At 66.4% G+C, this 22,301-nt stretch carries 19 protein-coding genes; 8 read left to right on the plus strand and 11 right to left on the minus strand.

Annotation, left to right across the window (positions count from 1 at the left end; all coding sequences use genetic code 11):
* Positions 1-980: 980 nt before the first annotated feature.
* From ML01_RS27760 to ML01_RS27775, 4 genes are all read right to left on the minus strand, one after another.
* Positions 981-1,397, minus strand: coding sequence for a type II toxin-antitoxin system VapC family toxin (locus ML01_RS27760; protein ID WP_216819251.1), 417 nt, complete (start codon positions 1,395-1,397; stop codon positions 981-983).
* Positions 1,398-1,984: 587 nt separating this feature from the next.
* Positions 1,985-2,338, minus strand: a complete 354-nt coding sequence (locus ML01_RS27765; protein ID WP_082674522.1) for a DUF2442 domain-containing protein — start codon at positions 2,336-2,338, stop codon at positions 1,985-1,987.
* A complete protein-coding gene (locus tag ML01_RS27770) occupies positions 2,335-2,721 on the minus strand; it encodes a DUF4160 domain-containing protein (protein WP_254045348.1) in 387 nt (128 codons plus the stop codon). Before ML01_RS27770 ends, ML01_RS27765 begins: the two co-directional genes overlap by 4 nt.
* A 40-nt stretch (positions 2,722-2,761) precedes the next feature.
* Positions 2,762-4,294, minus strand: coding sequence for a WD40 repeat domain-containing protein (locus tag ML01_RS27775; protein ID WP_162268076.1), 1,533 nt, complete (start codon positions 4,292-4,294; stop codon positions 2,762-2,764).
* 184 nt (positions 4,295-4,478) lie between these two features.
* On the opposite strand from ML01_RS27775, the gene ML01_RS21455 reads away from it, so the two are divergent.
* Positions 4,479-5,939, plus strand: a complete 1,461-nt coding sequence (locus ML01_RS21455) for an integron integrase (RefSeq protein WP_254045349.1) — start codon at positions 4,479-4,481, stop codon at positions 5,937-5,939.
* Between the two features lie 392 nt (positions 5,940-6,331).
* On the opposite strand, the gene ML01_RS27780 is transcribed toward ML01_RS21455, so the two are convergent.
* From ML01_RS27780 to nifL, 4 genes are all read right to left on the minus strand, one after another.
* Positions 6,332-6,622 carry a type II toxin-antitoxin system RelE/ParE family toxin gene (locus ML01_RS27780; protein WP_082674524.1) on the minus strand — a complete coding sequence of 97 codons (291 nt, stop codon included), beginning with the start codon at positions 6,620-6,622 and terminating at the stop codon, positions 6,332-6,334.
* Positions 6,615-6,866, minus strand: coding sequence for a type II toxin-antitoxin system ParD family antitoxin (locus ML01_RS27785; RefSeq protein ID WP_082674525.1), 252 nt, complete (start codon positions 6,864-6,866; stop codon positions 6,615-6,617). Before ML01_RS27785 ends, ML01_RS27780 begins: the two co-directional genes overlap by 8 nt.
* A gap of 729 nt (positions 6,867-7,595) precedes the next feature.
* Complete coding sequence (nifA, locus tag ML01_RS21465; RefSeq protein WP_058557476.1) at positions 7,596-9,209, minus strand: nif-specific transcriptional activator NifA; 1,614 nt, start codon at positions 9,207-9,209, stop codon at positions 7,596-7,598.
* A gap of 69 nt (positions 9,210-9,278) precedes the next feature.
* Positions 9,279-10,922 carry a nitrogen fixation negative regulator NifL gene (gene nifL / locus ML01_RS21470; RefSeq protein WP_058557477.1) on the minus strand — a complete coding sequence of 548 codons (1,644 nt, stop codon included), beginning with the start codon at positions 10,920-10,922 and terminating at the stop codon, positions 9,279-9,281.
* A 632-nt stretch (positions 10,923-11,554) separates the two neighbouring features.
* On the opposite strand from nifL, the gene rsxA reads away from it, so the two are divergent.
* The 7 genes from rsxA to ML01_RS21505 all read left to right on the plus strand — a co-directional run bounded on the left by rsxA (position 11,555) and on the right by ML01_RS21505 (position 17,491).
* Positions 11,555-12,130 (plus strand): electron transport complex subunit RsxA, encoded by a 576-nt coding sequence (rsxA, locus tag ML01_RS21475; protein WP_058557440.1) that lies wholly within the window; start codon positions 11,555-11,557, stop codon positions 12,128-12,130.
* A 261-nt stretch (positions 12,131-12,391) separates the two neighbouring features.
* Positions 12,392-12,919, plus strand: coding sequence for an electron transport complex subunit RsxB (gene rsxB, locus ML01_RS21480; RefSeq protein ID WP_058557441.1), 528 nt, complete (start codon positions 12,392-12,394; stop codon positions 12,917-12,919).
* Positions 12,919-14,469, plus strand: coding sequence for an electron transport complex subunit RsxC (rsxC, locus tag ML01_RS21485; protein ID WP_058557442.1), 1,551 nt, complete (start codon positions 12,919-12,921; stop codon positions 14,467-14,469). The genes rsxB and rsxC overlap by 1 nt, the downstream gene beginning before the upstream one ends.
* 87 nt (positions 14,470-14,556) lie before the next feature.
* Positions 14,557-15,654 (plus strand): RnfABCDGE type electron transport complex subunit D, encoded by a 1,098-nt coding sequence (locus ML01_RS21490; RefSeq protein ID WP_058557443.1) that lies wholly within the window; start codon positions 14,557-14,559, stop codon positions 15,652-15,654.
* Positions 15,651-16,295 carry an electron transport complex subunit RsxG gene (gene rsxG, locus ML01_RS21495; protein WP_058557444.1) on the plus strand — a complete coding sequence of 215 codons (645 nt, stop codon included), beginning with the start codon at positions 15,651-15,653 and terminating at the stop codon, positions 16,293-16,295. Before ML01_RS21490 ends, rsxG begins: the two co-directional genes overlap by 4 nt.
* Before the next feature lie 115 nt (positions 16,296-16,410).
* The gene (locus ML01_RS21500) at positions 16,411-17,112 is read left to right on the plus strand and encodes an electron transport complex subunit E (RefSeq protein ID WP_058557445.1); all 702 of its coding nucleotides are present in this window, start codon (positions 16,411-16,413) and stop codon (positions 17,110-17,112) included.
* A 97-nt stretch (positions 17,113-17,209) separates the two neighbouring features.
* On the plus strand, positions 17,210-17,491 hold the full coding sequence (locus ML01_RS21505; RefSeq protein WP_058557446.1) for an RnfH family protein: 282 nt from the start codon (positions 17,210-17,212) through the stop codon (positions 17,489-17,491).
* Positions 17,492-17,744: 253 nt separating this feature from the next.
* Here the strand turns inward: ML01_RS21505 and ML01_RS21510 are convergent, their stop codons facing one another.
* From ML01_RS21510 to ML01_RS21520, 3 genes are all read right to left on the minus strand, one after another.
* Entirely contained in the window at positions 17,745-18,512 is a 768-nt protein-coding gene (locus ML01_RS21510; RefSeq protein WP_058557447.1) for an alpha/beta hydrolase, read from the minus strand.
* A 619-nt stretch (positions 18,513-19,131) separates the two neighbouring features.
* Complete coding sequence (locus ML01_RS21515; protein ID WP_058557448.1) at positions 19,132-19,995, minus strand: hypothetical protein; 864 nt, start codon at positions 19,993-19,995, stop codon at positions 19,132-19,134.
* A gap of 55 nt (positions 19,996-20,050) precedes the next feature.
* Positions 20,051-22,234 carry an alpha-amylase family glycosyl hydrolase gene (locus ML01_RS21520; protein WP_058557449.1) on the minus strand — a complete coding sequence of 728 codons (2,184 nt, stop codon included), beginning with the start codon at positions 22,232-22,234 and terminating at the stop codon, positions 20,051-20,053.
* Positions 22,235-22,301 lie beyond the last annotated feature (67 nt).

The raw sequence follows: 22,301 nt of genomic DNA on the forward strand, positions 1-22,301 counted from the left end.
GCTGATGTAGCCGCCGCCGACAATCTGACCACTCGGTTTTCGGCTGCCGCAGGCCGAGGACCGCGCTCGGCTCGAATTCGGGCCAAACGGCGCGCGATCCCCGCTTCGGCCTGCCGCCGTCGCCGCAACGGCGACGAAGACAGCCGGTGGTGCGCCGGCCGCGGGTCCCCGCGGCCGGCGCACCACCGGCTTCATGGAAGATGTTTTCTATGCCCTCCCCGTGATTCCTCGACCCCGGGTTCGTCCAACGACCGGTTCAGATCGCGGCTCGCTTCGCTCGCGCGATCTAACCTTATTCGTTGGGCGATTTCATCAGTCTCGACTGAAAACTGCAAGGCGAGAGCCAGTTAAATCTGGAGATCGCCGCGACGTACACGCGAAAAACGTGGTCTGTCCCCTATTTCGTGTGCGAAAAACGTGGTCTGTCCCCTATTTCGCGGCGCTGCTCGACCAACGCTGGCGCCAGCCCTGCACCGTGGCGCGCCCGAGCCGCAACCGGGACGCGGCGCGCGCACGCCGACGCCGGCGGCGGCCAGCAGGACGATCTGCGCGCGTGTCACCAACACGCGCGGCGCGTTGTGTCGGCGCACCAGCGCCTCCAACACGCGACGATCCTTGTCCGAAACAGACACGGGAGCGGCAGCGCAGCGGGGCATGCCGACAAACCTCTGATCATCGAAATTTCAGGAGATCAGAATGATAGCCAACTTCCCTCGAAACGGTCTCAGGATTCTCATACTGGCGCATTAGTTAGCTGCTTGCTTGTCACGCAATAGGCGTGGCGGCAGAGCAACAACCTTGCGGCCAGAGCTATTCTGGCGTTCCCTTAGCGCCTCACAGATGCGGTCAAGATCGTGACCATACTTCGCAGCGTGTTCGCTCCGATACTTCCGAACTTCCGCAACAACTGGGTCTTCGTGCATAGCTATAACCCCAACTCTTCGGGGGAGCAGAGTGTCGGGCAAGCGAAGCCGTGGCTCTCAACGACCTCCATTATCTGCTCCTTGGTTTTCGGCATTGTTGATGTGCTTGAAGTTCCACGTTAGCAAGTAGTTCATCCCAGCGGCAGCAGCGATCGCAATATGCAGGGCGTCTTCTTCGCTGCCGGCAGGTACGGCACGGCGTTCAAGCAAGCGCTTCGCTAGCTCCTTCGCGCCGTCAGAAATGTCAAGTGCTGGAATATCATGTGCAATCTCGAGGCGTTTGGCAGCGACGGCAGGATCTCCCTTGGCAATCTCTTCTTCGACGAGCGCCGAGACATAAAGATCAAAGCGACCGCGTCTGTGATCCCACCATTCACTTGTGACGGCTTGTCGGGCTGCCACAATCAGATCGCGGCTGGGTCGCGACGCAAGGTAACTGATCACCGAGGATTCAATGTAGACCTTCGCACGCATCACGGCTCTGCTGGGTTGCGTGGGCAGCTAACGTCAAGTCTGGCCCGCTGCCCGCTGCCGCGCCGGAGCGCAGCGACAGCGCGGCAACGGGGGGGGCCGGGCCGAGGCGCTAGTTGGGCGATCTGGGCGGCCAGGCTCGGTGCGATCAAGGCTAAACTGACCTGACAATCTCGCGAAAGCATACCATAGCGACTGCCAGGGGTATTTGGTGCATTTAGTAAACTATAACCGTAATTCGCGGTAGCTGACGCCCGCGGACCTCGACGGCTCAGCCCGGTATCGAATTCCGGCGACAGTTCACTGGATTCAATGTTTGCTTCCGCGGCCAGATAAGTAAACTGTCCCTGGAACTCGCCTGGACCGCCGCCCGTTGCCGCGCCGGAGCGCAGCGACGGTGCGGCAACGGGCGGTCTGGCCGAGGCGCTGGTTGGGCGATAATTTGGCCTAGCGAATTAATGGTGGTCTGTCCCCGTTTTCCCGTGTCCCCGTTTTCCCGCCGCTTCGGCCTGCCGCCGTCGCCGCAACGGCGACGAAGACAGCCGGTGGTGCGCCGGCCGCGGGTCCCCGCGGCCGGCGCACCACCGGCTTCATGGAAGATGTTTTCTATGCCCTCCCCGTGATTCCTCGACCCCGGGCTCGTCCAACGACCGGTTCAGATCGCGGCTCGCTTCGCTCGCGCGATCTAACCTTATTCGTTGGGCGATTTCTGGTGGGGCGGGCGAGAGATGCGCCTCGACAGTGTCAGCGGAGAGGTCAGCTCCGCAGGGCCATTCAATGAAATACCCGCCGTTGTGAACTGATAAGAATTCTGTGTGGTCGCGAAGCGCCTCAAACGCCTCTGCGTGAAGAAAAGGCTTGACGTCAAACAATCCGTTGGCACCGTCGTCTGCTTGTACGAAGAGTACATGATCGTCCATGGGAACAATTGCGGAGATTATCATTGGTCTAATCCTCGGATAGCAAAAGGCTTTTTGCCGTTTACCGCGAGATCCCAATCCGCCATCAGTTCGTCTTCGTGGATTGCGATCCAGGCGACTACCATTTTGTGCTTGTTGGGTGGGAGGCTCCCAGCCAAGAGTTCACCTTGAGGAATCGAGTAGACAGCAACTTGGCCTTGGAATTCGGCGTGTATGTGTGGGACGTTGTGCTTATCCGTATCGTAGAAGAACATCCGGATAAGAACACCGTAAAACATCGAGATTGTGGGCATCTGGTTACGTCCGCAATTCTCTCGCCCAACGTCGACCGCAGCCCGCGCCAAACTGCGGCGACGCGCGAAGCGCCCGCCGCAGTTTGGCGTCGGGCTGGCGGACTTGTTGGGCATTCTTCTCACTTAGTTGGTCGGAAGAGGAATCTGAGTTCTCTTACTGTAGTCTTTGACCGGGGTCTTGTGTTTCGGCAAAGTGAATTGGAGCCAATCGACTTACCGGAAAATTGGGTTTGGGAAGCCCACTAGAGATATCCCAAGCGAATATTTCGCCGCTCAAATCGACAGACACTAAATAACGACTGTCGGGTGACGAGGCTAATGCTGTAATCGTACTCTTATGCCCGAGGAGTTGGTGTAATTTATGCCCTGTTTCCGGGTCAATAACATCGATTGTATTACTGTCGAAAGAGGCCGACGCGAACCAGCTTCCGTTTGGTGCTATCAATACTCGACCATGTAGGCCGCAAGTCGAGTCGGTCGGGTGCAGAACTGCACCGGACTCAACGTCGAGAACGCATAAACGTCCCGCCTCCGACTCCGGTTCGGCTAGAAACCATTTCCCTGTCGGGCTTATCGCGATCTGAGCTGAATAGCCGAAATGCGTTAACCGCGTGGCCCTATGATCGCTTATGCGTGTTATCTCAATGGTGCCACCGCAATGCGAATGGATGATGCAATATCCAGTTGGGTGAATTGCTAGGCAACGAGTATCATCGATTTCTCTAATATTGCAACGGTGCAAACTGATTTCTGTCGTATGCGTATCCCATACGAATATACTTTGATAGCTGGAAGCCGTAAGCCACCGACCGCTATCATCGACGGCGACAGCGTAACTCCTCGCGTTCTCTCCATTCAATGACCCCTTGAGAAGTCGACAGAATGAAAACTTGGTTAATAGGCGCAATAATGTTTCGCCGCTGTTCGGATGATGCAGGTGCACGCTGCCGTCATCTTTGGCAACGGCAATCCAGTCGCCTGCTGGATGTATCGCAACAGCATTTCCAAAAAGGGTGAAGGGTCTCCGGTGGCCAGTGGACGTTTCCCAAACAGTGATGGGACCTCCGGTCGCGTGGTTCCGTGGTTCGCCCGATTTGCCGGTTGTTGCGGCGATCCAACTACCGTCAGGCGAGACCGCAACGGATCTTACCTGCCCAGCGTGCCCACCCAAAGGCATGAGCTGCTTCGCAGTCCGAGCATCCCACAGCCGCACGATGCCGTCCGCGCCACCGGTGGCGATCCAGTGATTGTTCGGGTCCCAAGCGACTGCGTTTAATGGGGCTGGACCATCCGTGAAAGTGTTTGGACGAGCATGTTGACTAACACCGTTGCGATGCAGGTTAAGCGGCGGGAATCGCTCACCAGATTTCCCGGCATTCCTCACTCTTTCTCGCACTTGTTCGACGGCACGCAGTCTTCGCCATCGCATTATCTCGGCGCCTTCGTCACCCCGAAAAACGAGGTCTCCAAACCCGAAATACTTTCGCAGCGGACCTTGCGCAATATCGATGTGGCTTGCGGAAACTACGATGCGTTTGGTTCCAGCCCACCAGACGCCAACAGCCGCCTCACCGTCTTCTACCCAGTAGGAAGTCCACGGTCGCGACAGAAAGCCTAGAAATAGATAAGGATGCAGCAATTCAATTTCCTTGGGAACTCGACTGGCTACTAGGAGCAACAGCGGCAATTGCGATTCCGAAGGCCGCAACATGAAGCGTTGCAGAGGGCGCCGCCGATGTACGTGGCTGATGCCGCCCAACAGTTACTTGGGCCGCAGCCTGTGCTTCGGGCGTTAGGCTGGGCCTGTTGTTCAGCGATAGTCTTGGGCGTAGTCTAGCCAAAAAACCTAAGACTGCAAGAGGGAAACCCTGATGAAAACGCATCCTCCGCGCGCCCAGGCGGCTGCCTCTGCAGTGGAGCGTGCCCCCGGGGCTTCGGGTGCGGGGCGCCGACGGCGGGAGGAGGGCGCGCCGTCCGGGTGGGATCGGTACCTGACGTTGCTGGAGGATGAGCGCATTCCGGAGAGTGCGCGGCGCTGGTATATGGTTCGGGCGCAGGCGTTCGTGGAGGCGATGCGCCCGAAGCGCTTGGGCGAGCTGACAGCGGAGGAGATCAAGGCGTTTTTCCCCCGCTACGCGCGGGAGCAGCGACTGTCCGATTGGCAGTATCGTCAAACCGTGGAGGCGGTGCGGCTGCTGCTGGTGCCGCTGGGCGGTTGTCGGGCGGCGCAGGAGGTCGAGTGGGACTTCTTGGCCGAGGTGGGCCAGGCGCTGCCGATGGAGCATCCGACGCGGATGGGGGCGACGACACCGGCGGAGGTGATCGACGGGAGTCCGCGCTACAACGCGGCGGCTGAGGCGCGTCCGCTGTTGAAGCAGATGGCGCAGGTGTTGCGGGCGAACCGCTATGCGTTGCGCACGGAGCAGACCTATGTGGATTGGTGCCATCGCTTCGTGCAGTACCTGGAAGATCATTCGCGCCATACGCCCGGTGATTATTCGAGCGTCGGCAAGGCCGAGGTGCAAGGATTCCTGACGCATTTGGCGGTGGACCGCCAGGTCTCGGCGAGCACGCAGAATCAGGCGTTGCACGCGCTGGTGTTTCTGTTCCAGCACGTGCTGGAGCGCCCGCTGGATGAGATGACCTTCGGGCGCGCAAAGGTGACGCCGCGATTGCCGGTGGTGTTGAGCCTGGATGAGGTGCGCGCCTTGCTGGATGCGCTGACCGGCACCCCGGCGCTGTTGGCGCGGCTGCTCTACGGCACCGGGATGCGCTTGATGGAGGGGGTGAGGTTGCGGGTGGGCGATGTGGACTTCGGTAATCGGCGCATCGTGGTGCGCAACGGCGAGGGGGGCAAGGATCGGGTGGTGCCGCTGCCGAAGCGCTTGATGGCGCCGCTGCGGGCGCATTTGGTGGGGGTGGCGGTGCTACACGAGGAGGATTTGGCAGGCGGCGCCGGCTTCGTGTATCTGCCCCATGCGTTGGCGCGGCAGGCGCCGAACGCGCAGCAGGAGTGGATCTGGCAGTACGTGTTTCCGAGTGCGCGGCTCTCGGCGGACCCGAAGGCCGGGGTGGTGCGCCGGCATCACCTGCATGAGGCGGGCTTTCAGAAGGTGTTGAAGGCGGCGGGGCAGAAGGCGCAGATCGCCAAGCGGGTCAATTCCCATTGCTTGCGGCATTCGTTTGCGACGCATCTCTTGCAGGCGGGCTACGACATCCGCATGGTGCAGGAGCTGCTGGGGCATAAGGACGTGGCAACGACGATGATCTACACGCATGTGATGAATCGGCCGGGGGTGGTGCCGGTGCGCTCGCCGATGGATGTGCTGTGAGGCCTTGGCCGCGGCTGTGGTCTCGGGCGGTCAGTGGGCTTGATCGGGGGTTTCCGTTTTTCGTCATTTCGGCCGAAGCGACGCGGAGCGTCTGCCCTTGCTCCGACGCTGGAGAGACTGGGCAAGTATTCGATTTCGGCGGCAACCTGTTGGTGCAAAGCCGCGTTGGCGGCCGACTGGGTGCTGCGACTTCAATGCGTTGCGGCTGCACCCGGATGGGTTTCGCTGCGGTCTACCCATCCTACGGAGATACTTGCCCAGTCTCTGGAGCGTGGGAGCCAGAAGAAAGAGTTCGCGCGGCATCGCCGGATATCTGCCGAGTCTCAGAGCTTGGGAACCAGCGGGAAGCACAGGTTCGGAACCAGCGGGAAGTCGCCGCACTAGCCGCCGCACTACAGGTGGCGTTGCGGGTCCATGCGGGCGTGCAGGACCCTGATGATCCGGATCACCGGCGGGGCCAACAGGTAGTAGACGAGGTGCTCGTTGACGCGGAGAGATCGGTAGCCGGCTCTGAGGTCTTCCCGCTGCCTTCCAAGCGCAGGGTTGGTTCTGAGCTTCGCCATCCCTGCGTCCAGCTCGGCGAGGTATGGATTGGACTGGGCCGGGTTCCATCGCTTGCCCTTGGAGAGCCAGATGTCTTTCAAATCCGGCCGGGCGCGCGGACGCGTGACGATCTCATGCATCCAGTCCGGCTTGCCTGCGTGCTTCGGCGCGAATCTCGTCCATGTCGAGGGGAGCGTCTTCCCCGCTTTGCTCACCTTCGATGAGCGCTTGGCGCAAGGGTTCGAGCGCCTGCTCGCGTTCTTCAAGCAACTTTAGGCTTGCGCGTACGACGTCACTTGCCGAGCGGTATCGCCCGCTTCGGACCTGCTGCGCCACGAAGCGGTCGAAGTGTTCGTCCAATGAGATGCGTGTGCTGTCGGGCATGGTGAATCACCTGAGGATGCTTGAGGGGCAGCAGCGATGTGCGCAACCTGGCGTGAACCTCGTCGGCAGCATGCAGTTGCTCGGCTCCTTCACGCTAATGCTTCGCTGCGGAAGTCCCGAGACGATTCGAGTCCGTGCCTGCGGCGGACTGAAGTCCGCCTTCCCCAGGGGCCGACTGAAGTCGGCGTACCCGGGAACGGCGGACTGCAGTCCACCTTCCCTAGGGGCCGACTGAAGTCGGCGTACCCGGGAACGGCGGACTGAAGTCCGCCTTCCCCAGGGGCCGACTGAAGTCGGCGTACCCGGGAACGGCGGACTGCAGTCCACCTTCCCTAGGGGCCGACTGAAGTCGGCGTACCCGGGAACGGCGGACTGAAGTCCGCCTTCCCCAGGGGCCGACTGAAGTCGGCGTACCCGGGAACGGCGGACTGAAGTCCACCTTCCCCAGGGGCCGACTGAAGTCGGCGTACCCGGGAACGGCGATGCGCATGGTCGAGCGGTCGGTAAGTAACGATTCAAAAACAAGTTAAACAAGTTACACATCCTCTTGAAACTACGAAACACGCGAAAAGCGCGAAAATTGCGGCGAACCGCGACTGTCCGGCTTGTTCTTTCGCGTATTTCGCGTGTTTCGTAGTTGAAAAAACTGCATTGCGTGTTTTTGAACTGTTACTAACCTGTGCCGTTGCGGGGCATCGGATCAGGAAAGGCGCGCGCTGTCCAGGCTCGTCAAAACTGCTTCACCCGTATCTTCATGGTCTGGATGCGATAGGCGATCTGCCGCGGCGTCATGCCGAGCAGGCGCGCGGCCTTGGCTTGGACCCAGCCGGCCTGCTCCAGTGCGGCGATGACGCGCTCGCGCTCGTCGACGTCGGGGTCGTCGAGGTCGAGGTCGGCGCCGGGTGGCGACAAGGGCGCGGGGGGGAGAACGGCGCAGGCGTCGGATAGGCTGCCGACGTCGATGCCGGTCAGGTTCAGCACGTCGCGGTCTATGATGCCGCCGTCGCTCATGACGGCGGCGCGCTCCATGCAGTTTTCCAGCTCGCGGACATTGCCGGGCCAGCGGTAGCGCATGAGCACGCCGAGCGCGCTGTCGGTGATGCTGAGCTCGCGGCCCTGGCGCGCGGCGAGCTTGGTGACGAGGAACTTGGCCAGCTCCGGCACGTCCTCGATGCGCTCGCGCAGCGCCGGCATCAGGATGGGCATGACATTGAGGCGGTAATAGAGGTCTTCGCGAAAGACGCCGTCCTTGACCTCCTGCTCCAGGTTGCGATTGGTGGCGGCAATGACGCGCACATCCACCTTGAGCGTGCGGCTGCCGCCGACGCGCTCGAACTCGCCCTCTTGCAGCACGCGCAGCAGCTTGGCCTGGAAGGCCGGGCTGATCTCGCCGATCTCGTCCAGAAAGATGGTGCCGCCGTCCGCCTGCTCGAAGCGGCCCTTGCGCAGGGTCTGCGCGCCGGTGAACGCGCCCTTCTCGTGGCCGAACAGCTCGGACTCCAGCAGGTTGTCGGGCAGCGCGGCGCAGTTGAGCTTGACGAAGGCACCGCCGGCGCGCGGGGAGTTGTAGTGGATGGCGTTGGCGATGAGCTCTTTGCCGGTGCCGGACTCGCCGCGCAGCAGCACGGTGGTGTTCCACTTGGCCACCTGGCGCACCTGCTCGAACACCAGGCGCATGCGCTCGGTGCGCCCGATGATGTTGTCGAAGCCGTGGCTGCCCTTGAGGTGCCGGCGCAGCGTGTCGCGCTCCTCGCGCAGCGCGCGGCGCTCCGCCTCCACGGAGCGCGACAGCCGCACGCCCTGGCCGATGAGGTTGGCGACCATCTCGGCGAAGCGCGCGCGCTGCGGCATCAGCGCATCGGCTACCGGCGGCTGCAAGGCGAATACGCCGGCGACGTCGTCGTCGCCGACGCGGATGGGCACGCCGATGAAGGGCAGGCCGGGGTCGAACAGCCCGAGGCGGTCGAGGAACCGCGGCTCATCGCCCACCCGCGGCAGGATCCAGCGCTGGTTGGTCTCCAGCACCTGGCCGATGACGCCCTCGCCGGGGCGGTAGCGGATCTTCTCGAACGGCGCCGCATCGTTGTCGTGCAGCGCCGCGACGAGGAGATCGCCGCTGTCGGCGTCGAGCAGGCTCACCATGCCGCGGCACAGCCGGCCGCGCTCGTGCAGCGTCCGCAGCACCTGGCGCAGGGTCTCGCGCAGCTCCAGCGAGCGGCTCAGCACGCTGCTCACCTCGAACAGCGCGGCGAGCTGCTCCTCCAGCAGCCGGAGCCGTGCGGCGTCGCCGGGGTCGCCGGGCGGCGTTGCAGGGGATTGGGCAGGGGCGTCTACGTCTGGCATCTCGAGCATGTTCTGGAACGGCCGTGATCGGAAACGGCGAGGGCTCGCCGGAGTGGACCGCGCCCGCGTTTAGTGCGGGGGGACGTTGCCGAGGGTCACGCGCACGCGGCAGCCGTCGCGATAGTCGGTGTCGATCTCGATGCTGCCGTCGTGCCGGTTCACGATCTCCTGCGCCAGCGCGAGGCCCATGCCGGCGCGCCCGCGGCGGTTGCGCCAGCCGATGTGGAAGGGCTCGAAGACCTTGATGCGCAGCTCCGCCGGGATGCCGGGGCCGTTGTCCTCGACGATGACCTCCACGGCATCGTCGAGCGCGCGGGTGGCGAGCCGGAGCGCGCGCTGGCTGCCGCCGCCCTCGTGCAGGGCCTGCAGCGCGTTGTCGATGAGGTGCTTGAACAGCGAGCGCAGCTCGTTCTTGTGGCCCGACAGCTCCGGCAGCACCAGCGCCGGCTGCCAGTCCACGACGACGCCGGCGGCGAGCAGGTTGTCCGTCTCGAGCGCCAGCACGTGGCGCAGCAGCTCGTTGATATTGACGTTGACGCCCGGCTCCGGGACCTCCGGCGGCAGCGCCGCGTGCAGCGTGGCGAGCGCGGTCTCGCCGGCCCGGGTGATCTGCCCGAGCATGTCCGCGAACAGCGCCGGATTGCCGCTGCCGTCTTTGAACATGCTGCTCGCGGCGCGGATCATGTTGAGCGGCACCTGGAGCTGGAAGCTCGCCGCCGTCAGCGCCTCGCGCATGCCCTGGGCGAGCTGCTGCTCGGCGAGGCGCGCGCGCAGATTCTCCAGGTGCGCGCGCTCGATCTCGCGACGCCGCGCGGTGATGTCGTTGGCGAGCAGGAGCAGGCGCTGATCGCCGGCATCGCCGCGGATGAAGAAGCCGGACGGGCTGGAGTCGGACTCGTTGACGGCGGTGCCGGAGCACGCGAACCAGCGCGGGCCGATGCTGCCCGGCACCTCCAGGCTGATCTCGATGTCGCGGAAGCCCTGGCCCGCGGCGGCGCGCTCGAGCGGGTCGAAGCCGGCCTGCTCCCGCAGTGCCGCACGCAACAGCGCCAGCGGCTCGCGCCCGCGCAGGTCGCCGAGCAGCTTCTTGTATTCCTGATTGTCGAGGATGATGCGCCCGTCCGCCTCCAGCAGCACGACGACGACGGGGGCGGCGTCGAGCACCGTCTCGATGCGGGTCTTCTGCTGGCGCAGCGCGACCGTCAGCTCGTGCTCGCGCGTCACGTCGCGGTGCATGCCCAAGAAGTAGCGGATGCGCCCGGCGGCGTCGAGCACCGGCGAGATGGTCAGCTCCGCGAGGTAATCGGCGCCGCCCTTGCGCCGGTTGATGAGCGTGCCGGTCCAGGGCCGCTTGCGCTGGATGGTGCGCCAGAGCTGCTGGTAGATGGACTCCGGCGTGGCGTTGCTGGACAGGATCGACTCGTTCTTGCCGAGCACCTCGGCGCGGTCATAGCCCGTTAGCGCCTCGAACGCGGCATTGGCGTAGAGGATGTTGGCCTTCGCGTCGGTGACGGAGATGGCTACCGGGGCCTGCTCGACGCTCTCGAAGAAGAGCCGCGGCGGCAGCGGGTCCGCGGGGTCGCCGGCCATCAGCGTGAGCGCCTCCACGACCTCCGCCGGCGTGCCGGGCGGCGGCTCGTGCAGGAAGGCGCCGAGCGCGCTCGCCGCCGGCAGGTCCTGCGGCAGGCCCGGTCCGACGGCGTCCTCGGTCATGTCGTCGGCCGTCATGTCGTCGGCCGTCATATCGTCGGCCGTCATGTCGTCGGCCAAGTTGCCGGCCGGTCGTCTCTCGCCTTTGCGACTGCTCACGTTGCTCCCCGTGGTTGCGTCGTCCCCGCGGATGCGTCTGCCCACCGGGTTCAACCCACGCATGAAGCAGATTGCATGCCACCGACCAAGGGCCAAGGGCCAAGGGCCAAGGGCCGAGGAGGGCTCCCTCGGCCCTTGGCCCTATTGCCCTCAAGCGCCCTGTTGTCAAGAAACTAAGCCTTGGCGCCGTCAAGCAAGCTAGCGCCGCCGCGACGCGTCGCCTCTGTCGGGATTGCGACAAGACTGCTGCGCCGCAGCAGGGCGTTGTGGCAAGCCTGACAGGCAGTGCGGGTTTGTCGCGGCGGCCGATGCGGGGCAGAGCATCGTCTCAAGCACTCGCCAAAGCATTGAGAACGGACATTTCCCCGCATGCTTGCCCCAAGACGATGCAAGGGCGCGGGGCCTGGCCGGGGCGCTGGCATTGCTCTTGCTATCGCTCTTGCACTCGTTCTCGCAATTGGAAGCCGCAGAGCCAGGCTGCGCGTCGCCCGCGGCGACAGCGCGCGCCATCGGGCCGAAGGGGGACTCAGACCACTATGACCGAATACCTGCTGCTGATCCTCGCCACGGCGCTCGTGAACAACGTGGTGCTGGTGAAGTTCCTCGGGCTCTGCCCGTTCATGGGCGTGTCCAACAAGCTCGACACGGCGCTCGGCATGGGGCTCGCGACCACTTTCGTGCTGACGCTGGCCGCCGCCGCGGGCTGGATTCTGGAGCATCTGGTACTGACGCCGCTCGACATCGGCTTCCTGCGCATCCTGACGTTCATTCTGGTAATCGCGGCGGTCGTGCAGTTCACGGAGATGGCGGTGCGCAAGCTCTCGCCGACGCTCTACCAAGTGCTCGGCATCTTCCTGCCGCTGATTACGACCAACTGCGCCGTGCTCGGCGTGGCGCTGTTGAACGTGCAGCAGGAGAACAGCTTTTTCGAGAGCCTGGTCTACGGCTTCGGCTCGGCGCTCGGCTTCACGCTGGTGATGGTGCTGTTCGCGGGCCTGCGCGAGCGCCTCGCGCTGTCGCAGGTGCCCGCGGCCTTCGCCGGCACGCCGATCGCCTTCGTCGTCGCCGGGCTCCTGTCGCTGGCCTTCATGGGCTTTGCGGGTCTCGCTTGAGGAAGGGGCTAGGGGCTAGGGGCTAGGAACCGAGACCGAGCACCATAGCCCCTAGATTGCTTGACGGCGCCGATTGTTTGCAGATGAGTCTATTTCACAACAAACGTGTGGGGGGAGGGCCGAGGGCCAAGGCCCAAGGGAGCCGTCCTAGGCCCTCGGCCCTTGGCCCTTCGTAACGCGCTCCGTGGCCTTGTCGATCTGAGCCTCCGCTCCCCTAGCACCTAGCACCTAGCACCTAGCACCTAGCATCCAGCACCTCAAATGATAGCCGCCATCCTCAGTCTCACCGCCCTCGGCCTCGGCCTCGGCACGCTGCTCGGCATCGCCGCGCGCTATCTCAAGGTCGAGGAGAGCCCCATTGTCGGCAAGATCGAGGAGCTGCTGCCCGGCTCCCAGTGCGGTCAGTGCGGCTATCCGGGCTGCAGCCCGGCGGCGGCTGCGATTGCGGCGGGCGAGGCGAAGGTGACGCTCTGCCCGCCCGGCGGGCGGGCGCTCGCGGAGTCGCTGGCGGCGCTGCTCGGCGTCAGCGTGGACCTGTCCGACATGGAGGAGCAGGCGCCGGTGGTGGCGCACATCCATGAGCGGCTCTGCGTCGGCTGCACCAAGTGCTTCAAGCGCTGCCCGACGGACGCGATCATCGGCGCCAACGACCAGATTCATGTTGTGTTTGAGGACGCCTGCACCGGCTGCGGCAAGTGCGTGGACGCCTGCCCGACCGAGTGCATCGAGCTGCGTCCGCCGACGCTGACACTCACCAACTGGGTCTGGCCCGTGCCGGAGGCCGCGTAATGAAACTCTTCGGCAAGCTCTACAGCATCCGCGGCGGCATTCATCCGGACGACCGCAAGTCGCTGGCCGCCACGCAGCCCATCGAGGATCTGCCGCTGCCGGACCTGCTGCACATCCCGTTGCAGCAGCACATCGGCGCCGCGGCCAACCCGGTCGTGCAGCGCCGGCAGCAGGTGCACAAGGGCGAGATCATCGCCATGGCCCAAGGCGCCGTGTCCGCGCCGATCCATGCGCCGACCTCCGGGCGCATCGCCGGTCTCGGCCTGTACCCGGCCAACCACCCGTCCGGGCTCAACGTGCGCACCATCACGCTGCAGCCGGACGGCGAGGACCGCTGGCACCCGGACATCCGCGGCGTTGATGACCCCTTCGCGCTGGCACCTGAGGACATCGCCCGGCGCGTCGCCGAGGCCGGCGTCGTCGGCATGGGCGGCGCGACCTTCCCGTCCGCGGTGAAGCTGAATCTGCGCAATCGCTACAGCCTGCATACGCTCGTCATCAACGGCTCGGAGTGCGAGCCCTACCTGACCTGCGACGACCGCCTGATGCGCGAGCATCCGGAGCAGGTGCTCGACGGCGTGCGCATCATGGCCCATGCGCTCGGGGTGAGGCAGATCATCATCGGCATCGAGTCCAACAAGCCCGAGGCCATCGCCGCGCTGAAGGACGCCGCAAAGCCCTTCGCGGGCGTCGAGGTGGTGAAGCTCCCGGCGCGCTACCCGATGGGCTCCGAGAAACACCTGGTGCAGACGCTGACGGGCCGCGAGACGCCCGCGCGCGGGCTCACGGCGGACATCGGCGTGGTGGTGCACAACCCCGCGACGGCCTTCGCCGTGCACGAGGCGCTGCGCCATGGCCGGCCGCTCATCTCCCGCGTCGTCACCGTCACCGGGCAGGCGGTCGCGCAGCCGAAGAACCTGCGCGTGCCCATCGGCACCCGCGTGCAGGCGCTGGTGGACCACTGCGGCGGCTTCACCGAGGCGCCCGCGAAGCTCATCAGCGGCGGGCCGATGATGGGGCAGCCACTGACCGAGCTGCGCGTGCCCATCATGAAGGGCACCAACGGCGTGCTCGCGCTCACCGCCGCGGAGACCAACAAGCGCGCGCCCGCGCCCTGCATCCGCTGCGCGAGCTGCGTCGGCGCCTGCCCTTGCGGCCTGGTGCCGCTGACCATGGCCGCGCACATCCGCGCCGGCGACCTCGACGGCGCCGTCGGCCAGGGGCTCATGGACTGCATCGGCTGCGGCTCCTGCGCCTACGTCTGCCCCGCGCACATCCCGCTGGTGCAGTTCTTCAACCACGCCAAGGGCGAGCTCGCCGCCCGCGGCCGGGCGCAGCAGAAGCAGACCGAAACCAAGCGCCTCGCCGAAGCCCGTAGCGCCCGCATCGAGGCGCAGAAGCAGGCTAAGCGCGCGGCCATGGCCAAGCGCAAGGCCGAGCAGGCGGCGCAGAAGGCAAAGGAAAAGGCCGCCGCCGCCGAGGCGAAACAGGCGGAACCGGCGGAACCGGCGGAACCGGCCGCAGCCGCCGCGGTGGCGGAGGCGAGTTGATCGGCCCACTGCCGAGCACGCCGCACTCCGCTCCCCGCACTTCGCACTTCGCACCTCGCACTTTCAACTTCGCACTTCTTAACGCCCATGAACGCCCCCCTGTCCGCCAGCCCCCACGCCCATGCGCCGGTGAGCATCGGCCGCACCATGGCGCTCGTCGTGCTCGCGCTGGTGCCGGCGACGCTGTTCGGGCTGTATCAGTTCGGCTGGCCCGCGATCTTTCTGTTCACCGTCACCGTGGGTGCCACCGTCGGCTTCGAGGCGCTGTCGCTCATGGCCGCCGGCAAGCCCGTGCGCGTGACGCTGATGGACAACTCGGCGCTGCTCACCGGCTGGCTGCTCGCGCTGACGCTGCCGCCCTGGGCGCCCTGGTGGGTCGGCGTGGTTGGCGGTGCCCTTGCCGTGCTGCTCGGCAAGCAGGTGTTCGGCGGCATCGGGCAGAACCTGTTTAATCCGGCCATGGTGGCGCGCGTGGCGCTGCTCATCTCCTTTCCGTTGGAGATGACGCGCTGGGTGGCGCCGCGGCCCCTGTTCAGCGGCGACGCGCCGGGGTTTTTGGAGGGGCTCGCCATCACCTTCGGCGGGCAGAACTACGACGCGATGACCGGCGCGTCCATCCTCGGGCACGTGCGCACGGAGCTGGACCGCGGCACGGAGCTGAGCGGCGCGCTGGCCGGCGTCTTCGATCCCTTCGCCGCACTGCTCGGCACCGTGCCGGGCAGCCTGGGCGAGACCTCGGCGCTGCTGGTGGCGGCCGGCGGGCTGTTCCTCATGGCCAAGCGCATCATCGGCTGGGAGATCCCGGCAGCGCTGCTCGGTACCGTCGCGGTGCTGGCCAGCCTCATGAATCTCATTGATCCCACGCAGTACGCCGGTGCGCCCTATCACTTGCTCGCCGGCGCCACGATGCTCGCGGCCTTCTTCATCGCGACGGATCCGGTGACCTCGCCGGTGTCGCGTGCCGGCCAACTGCTGTTCGGCGCCGGCGTCGGCGCGCTGATCTACGTGATCCGCACCTGGGGCGGCTATCCGGAGGGCGTCGCCTTTGCGGTGCTCTTGATGAACGCCGGCACGCCGATGATCGACCATTACCTGAAGCCGCGCATCTACGGCCGCGACCGCCGCGGCAAGCCGCTGGAGTATCCGGCGCCCGCCGCCGCAAAGACCCCGGAGGCCCGGCCATGAGCACGGTTGCCAACCCGACCTATCGCAGCCGCGTCGGCTACCAGGCCGGCCTGCTCGGCGGCTTTGCGATGGTGGCCGCGGCGCTCCTGGTGATGGGCGACATCGCGACCCGCGATGCCATCGCCGAGCGCCGGGCGGAGGACCTGCTCGCCTCGCTGTCGCAGGTGATCCCGGCCGCGTCCCATGACAACGACCTGCTGGCGGATACGCTCACGCTGCCGGGCGACGACGGCGACATCACCGTCTACCGCGCGCTGCGGGGGCTCGCGGTCTCCGGCGTCGCCTTCGAGACCGTCGGCCAGGGTTACGCCGGGCCCATCCGCGTGCTGCTCGGCGTCGGCGCCGACGGCCGCGTGCTCGGCGCCCGCGTGCTCGCACACACCGAAACCCCCGGGCTCGGCGACAAGATCGAGGCGGCCCGCGACGACTGGATCCTGGCCTTCGACGGCAAGGCCCTCGGCGACCCGCCCGAGTCCGGCTGGGCCGTGAAGAAGGACGGCGGCGACTTCGACCAGTTCAGCGGCGCGACCATTACGCCGCGGGCGGTGGTGGGAGCGGTGAAGGCGGGGCTCGATCTCTTCGCCCGGCATCGCGATGCGCTGACTGCATCGGCGGTGCAGCAAGTGGCGAGCGGCGAGTGATGAGGCGTCGCCGGTGCGTGACCCGCACTTCGCACTTCGCACTTCGCACTTCGCACTTCGCACTTCGCACTTCGCACTTCGCACTTCGCACAGACGTTCAGACATCAGGTGAGACATGAGCAACCCCGAGCAGCCGGCCGTCGACTGGTCCCGCATCGCCCGCGACGGCGTTTGGGACAACAACGTGGTCATGGCCCAGTCGCTGGCGCTATGCCCGCTGCTCGCCGTGACCGGCACGGCCACCAACGGCCTCGGGCTCGGGCTCGCGACGGCCTTCGTCATGGTGCTGTCGGGTCTCCTGGTGTCCGTGCTGCGCGGCATCATCACGCCGCAGGTGCGCATCCCGGTGTTCGTGCTGATCATCGCCGTGCTGGTGACGCTGGTGGACTTGGCGATGAACGCCTGGATGCACGATCTGCACAAGGTGCTCGGGCTCTTCATCCCGCTCATCGTCACCAACTGCGCCATCCTCGGCCGCGCCGAGAGCTTCGCGTCGCGCCAGGCGCCGCTGCCCGCGATGTTCGACGGGCTCATGATGGGCGTCGGCTTCACGCTGGTGCTGGTGGCGCTCGGCGCCGTGCGCGAGGTCATCGGCTCCGGCACCCTGTTCGCCAACGCCTCCATGCTGCTCGGCGAGTCCCTGCGCTGGCTGGAGCTGACGCTGATCCCGGACTACCGCGGCTTCCTGCTGATGATTTTGCCGCCCGGCGGCTTCATCGCCATGGGCTTCCTGCTCGCCGGCAAGCGCGTCCTCGACCGCAGGCTCGCAGCGCGCAAGCAGGCGAGGGCGGCCGCAGCAGTACCGGCCGGCGCATAACGGCCCACCTCGGCCCTCAGCCCTCGGCCCTTCGCCCAGGCCCCGCTCGAAGCCGAAGGAGCCATCGCAGCAACCTGCCTACCCGGAGCTAAACAGAATGCACATAGGCCTCGCCTACGCGGACAAGTTCAAGCGCACCTGGCTCAAGCTCGACGTGCCGGACGGCTGCACCGTGCGCGAGGCCATCGAAAAGGCCGGCATGCTTACGCAGTATCCGGACATCGACCTCGACAGCCAGCGCGTCGGCATCTTCGGCAAGTTCACGAAGCTCGATGCCAAGGTCAAGGACGGCGACCGCGTCGAGATCTACCGCCACATCACCGCGGACCCGGAGACGGTGCCGCGGCGCGATCAGGGCGGCGATGACGACGACGATTGACGTTGCGCCGCGGGCGCCAGGCCCCGCGTCTCGTCGTTCCGGTCGGCGGGTTGCGCGGCGCGCGGGGGTTTGAGCCCTGATCGGCTCAGCCTGGGCATGGCTTCACGCTCCGCCGTGCTTGCGCCTGGCCGCGCCGGGGCGCAGAGCGCCCGCAGACGCGCGACACCGCTGGAGCGGTGTCGCGAGTGGTAACGACAACGACTCGATACGGTCTCGGGACTTGCGCGCTGCTGCGCGACCAGGATTCTCGTCTTCAGCGCGCCTTGCCCAGAATCTGCCGCGCGATGCGCGCGGCGCTGGCGCGCTGGTCGAGCCGCGTCGCGCGGTCGCGGGCGCGGAACTCGGGCGCGCCCACCCGCGCCGCCAGCAGCCCGAAGTGGTTCACGCCCGGCAGCCATTCGACCGGGCTGCCGAGCGCGGCGGCGAGTCCTTCCAGCCCGGCCGGGTTCACCACGCCGTCCTCGCTGCCCGCCAATAGGCGCACGCGCGCCCGCCGCGTCGCTGGCTTGTGCCAGGGCTCCTGCAGGCTGGACACACCGAGCAGCACCCACTCGACCGGCCGGCCGCCGAAGCCCTGGCCGAAGCCCGCCGACAGCACCCAGCCGCCCAGGCTGTAGCCCAGGATGCGCAGCGGCGCTGCCGCGCGGCGCCGCCCGGTCGGCGCCGGCGGCAGCCGGTGCCGGGCAAGGCCCCGCGCCGGCAGTTGCCCGCGCAGCAGCCGGCGCGCGGCCAGGATCGCACGGCGTGCCTCCGCGGCATCGCCGGCAAACAGCAGCGGCCAGCGGTAGTCCAGCGTCAGCACCGCGGCGCCGGCGGCGGTGAGCTCCCCGAGCAAGACGCGGTAATCGCCGGGCGTGGTCAGCGCGCCGGGGCTGAAGACGATCCAGGGCGGTGTCGGTTGTTTGGATCCGGCGACCCGTTGCGGCGGCCGATAGCTGATGCAACTCCGCCCGACGCCGGGCAGGCGCAGCCGGATGTGGCGCACGGGCTGGGTATGGGGCGAGCGGGCGGGGGTCTTCATCGGATCAGCGCACTCAGGTCTAGCGAGGCAGAGCCTCAGACCGACCAGGGCACGGCGCATCATCTTGCGCAGCCCGCTCGTCGGCGTATTGAACCAAGGGCCGAGGGCCAAGGGCCGAGGCGGGCTCCCTTGGCCCTCGGCCCTCGGCCCTTTTGCCTGCAAGCGCCTTGTCGTCGTGAAACTTGACTCATCTGCAAGCATTCGGCGCCGTCAAGCAATCTAGGGAGGCTTCGCCTCACACCGACGAGCCGTGCTCGTCGCTATCGCTATCGCTATCGCTATCGCTATCGAAATCGAAATCGAACCGAGTGAACCGATCCCGACCTCTGCGCGCGGGGCATTGAGGCGCGGGAACGGCGGAGACTCGGCAGCGAAGCACTTGCCCTCCCGTAGCCGAGCCGGAGCCGGAGCCGGGCCGGGCCGGAGCCGGGCCGGGGCCGGGCCGGGGCCGGGCCGGAGAGCCGACCTCCAGGTCGGCTCCCCAGTCGCGACACCAGTGCATCCCGCTCTGTGGCCGTGTTGACCTGGAGGTCAACACTCCAGTCAACACTCCAGTCAACACTCCAGTCAACGCCCCAGTCAACGCCCCAGTCAACGCCCGTCGTTGCGTTGCGCAAGATCATTGTCGAGGCGGCCTCAGCAGCCACGGCCGCTCCACCGGCACTGCAATGCCGGTGTCGGCGGTGAAGACCTGCTCAGTTCCGGCGAGCGCGGCCGGGTCGAAGTCGAGCGAGCCGCTGAGCCCGTCGTCGCGGCGGATGCGGGCGTAGACGGCCTCCGCCTCGGCCTCGGTTAGTCCGTAGCAGGCGGCGATGTGCGCGACGCTGCCGGTCCGGTCCTGGTCGAGGGACGACAGGACGTCGAGCCAGTCCTCGCAGAAGACCGCCAGCAGCGCCGCATGGCCGGTGTGATCGAGCCAACTGCGGCGCAGCGCCGCGACGACGCCTTGGTAGCGCAGTATCGGCGCCGCGCCGCTGAGCGCGGCGATGCGCGTGATGCCATCGCGGCAGGACCACGGCGGATTGAGCAGCGTCGCGTCGAGCGTGCCGTCGCGAAGCGCCCCGTAGCGCAGGTTGGTGGCGCCGGCCTTCACCCACTGCACCCGCGGGTAGGCGTCGCCGAGGCGCCCGCGCAGCAGCAACCGCAGTGCCCGCGCGTAGCCGGTGTCGGTGTCGATGCCGACGCGGGGGGCTGCGGCCGGATCGAGCCGACCGCACAGATCCAGGATGCCGCCGTGCACCGGGAAGACCACGCCGAGGCCCGCCCAGCCGTCGATCAGCGCGAGCGACAGACAATCGTCGTAGGACAGGAAGACGAGGTCGGCGGCCCCGCCCTTGAGGTCGCTGTGCGCCTCGTCGGCATTGGCCACGAAGCGCACGTCCAACGCGACCCGGCGGCGGGCGGCGACCGCCTCCAAGAGCATGGCGGTGATGTCCTTGAAGGCCGAGACCCTGAGCCTGGGCGGTGCTGCGAAAGTCGACATGGCGGGCTGCGCTGGGATGGATCGGGGAGAGATTCGGCGTCGGCGTCGGCAGGGGCTAACGCAAAAACGGCCCGTCGTGCCCGATCTTGCCCGGCCCGTCCAGCACCCAGATGCCGGCGGAGTTGGCCTTGACGTGGAAGGACAGGTGGCCGTCCGAGTGGATCTCGCCGCCGGTGACGGCGTCTCGATAAACGCCGGGGCGAATGTCGCCGATGTTGACCTGCTGGTCCGAGCCGATGGCGAGCCCCACCACGGCATAGCTGCCGGCGCCGGACAGGTCGCGCACGAAGGCCATGCCGCTGCCCCATTCAGATACCCGGATCATGGTCGCCTTCTGCAATGCCGGCACGTGGCGGCGAATGAGATTGAGCCTCTGGATGTGCTGATAGAGCGGGTGTGATTGGGTCTGCTTGATGCGCGCGTCGGTGAGGTGATCGCCGAAATAGGCACGGCCGGTCGTGTCGAGCGTGTCCTTCTCGCCCTCCACGTCCTGCGGGGCGCCCTTCATGAACTCGATCTCCTCGCCGAAGTACAGGCAGGGAATACCCCGCGCCGTCCAGATGAGGTTGTAGGCCGCCGCCGCCATCCAGGTCTCGCCCTTGAAGCGGTATTTGAAGTCGTTGTCCGGCCCCACGTCGTGATTCTGCAAGAAGGTCACGAGCTGGGTCACGTCGCCGTAGATCCAGTCCATGGACAGGATCTGGCCCGTGCCCTCGAAGGTGCCGCGGGAGAGCGTGTCTCTGAACGTGCTGAAGAGCCCGAAGTCGAGCTGCGGAAAGCCCGAGTCGCCGCCGGAATTCGGGTCCTGCGGATCATGGCCTAAGCGCGTGTACCACCAGGGCCGGATTTGGCTCGGCCCGTTGTCGCCGCCGCCCAAGTCGCCCCAGCCGTAGCCCTTTACCAGGTTCTCGCCGAACACGAAGAGCCCGGGCTTGTGCGCCTTCCAGGCGTTCACGTACTCCAGCAGGTTCTCGCGATTGACGTGCTTCACGGTGTCGATGCGCAGCGCATCGACGCCCATGTCGAGGTACCGATTGATGGCCCCGATGATGTAGTCCTTGACGTTCTGGCGCTCGGTGGCGAGGTCGATGCAGTCCCCGGCCATGTGGCGCTGCTGGAGCGGGTGCGGGCTCTCCCAGTCGCCGCCGCAGATGAAGCCGTCTTGGTGATACCAGTTCGGGTCCAGCGCCTGCGCGTCGATGCCGAAGAAGCGGCCGGGGTTGTAGCCCGGCTTCGGCACCGTCTCGCCGGTCTTGGGGTCAGCGAGCGGCTCGAGACCATCGGGGTCTGACTCGTGCCGCGCCTGCCACCAATCGGGCGCGACCGGGTTGTCGATATCGTCGCGGTTCGGCCAGGCGTAGTTGCCGAGGTTGCCCTGGTAGGGGCCGTGGTTCACCTTGCCCTGCTCGGAGCCTTGGGGCACGTAATACTTGATCGGTAGGTGGTCGATGTGGACCTTGCCGCGGATGCCGTATTGGCAGGAGTGATTGACCACGACGTCCTGGATGATCTTGATGCCCTTCGCATGGGCCGCGTCGATGAGGTGCTGATAGGTCGCGTCCGGCGATTCCAGCCGCGGGTCGATGCGCGTCCAGTCGTAGGCGTGGTAGCCGTGGTAGTCCAGCCCGGAGCGGTTCTCCACCGGCGGCGTGATCCAGATGGCCGTGAAGCCCAAGTCCCGAATGTAGTCGAGCCGCTCGATCAGGCCCTTGAAGTCCCCGCGCCAGTGCGGGTCGATGGCGTTGCCCGCGGCGTCGAAGCGGATGCGGTCGCGGCAGAAGAAATTGTTGGACGGGTCGCCGTCGTTGAAGCGTGCCGTCAGCAGGAAGTAGATCGTCTCCTCGCGGAAGTCCGTGCGCTCCGCAATCGGCCGGAGCACGTCGCTGCTGATGGCCGGCTGGCGGGGCGATGCCGGTGGGGTGTGCTCGGGCGGAGTCGGCGCCGACGTCGATGCCGCCGCCGACGGCGCGTCCCGCCAATGGGTGTCGAAGCTGAACCAGCCGTCGCGCGCCCGCGCCAGGTCGCCGCTTTGGCGCCCCTGGCCGTCGTTGAACACCAGGTTCACCTGCGTCGTGCTCTTGAAGTGAAACAGGTACCAGCCCGCGTGCTCCGGGTCCGGCGTCATCGGCTCACCCGGCCAATTGGTGCCGTCGCCGTGGGGCTCGCGGTCCCAGTAGTGGATCAGGACTGGGTGGGCCCAGTCGTCGGGTCGGCGGAAGCGGATGGTGATCTGCGGCATCAGGGGCTCCGGTGGTACAGCACTGCCACCGTCCATTGTGCAGCAGCGCCGCCACGCTGCCGATCGG

The organism is Thiohalocapsa sp. ML1 (assembly GCF_001469165.1).
Lineage (GTDB): Bacteria > Pseudomonadota > Gammaproteobacteria > Chromatiales > Chromatiaceae > Thiohalocapsa.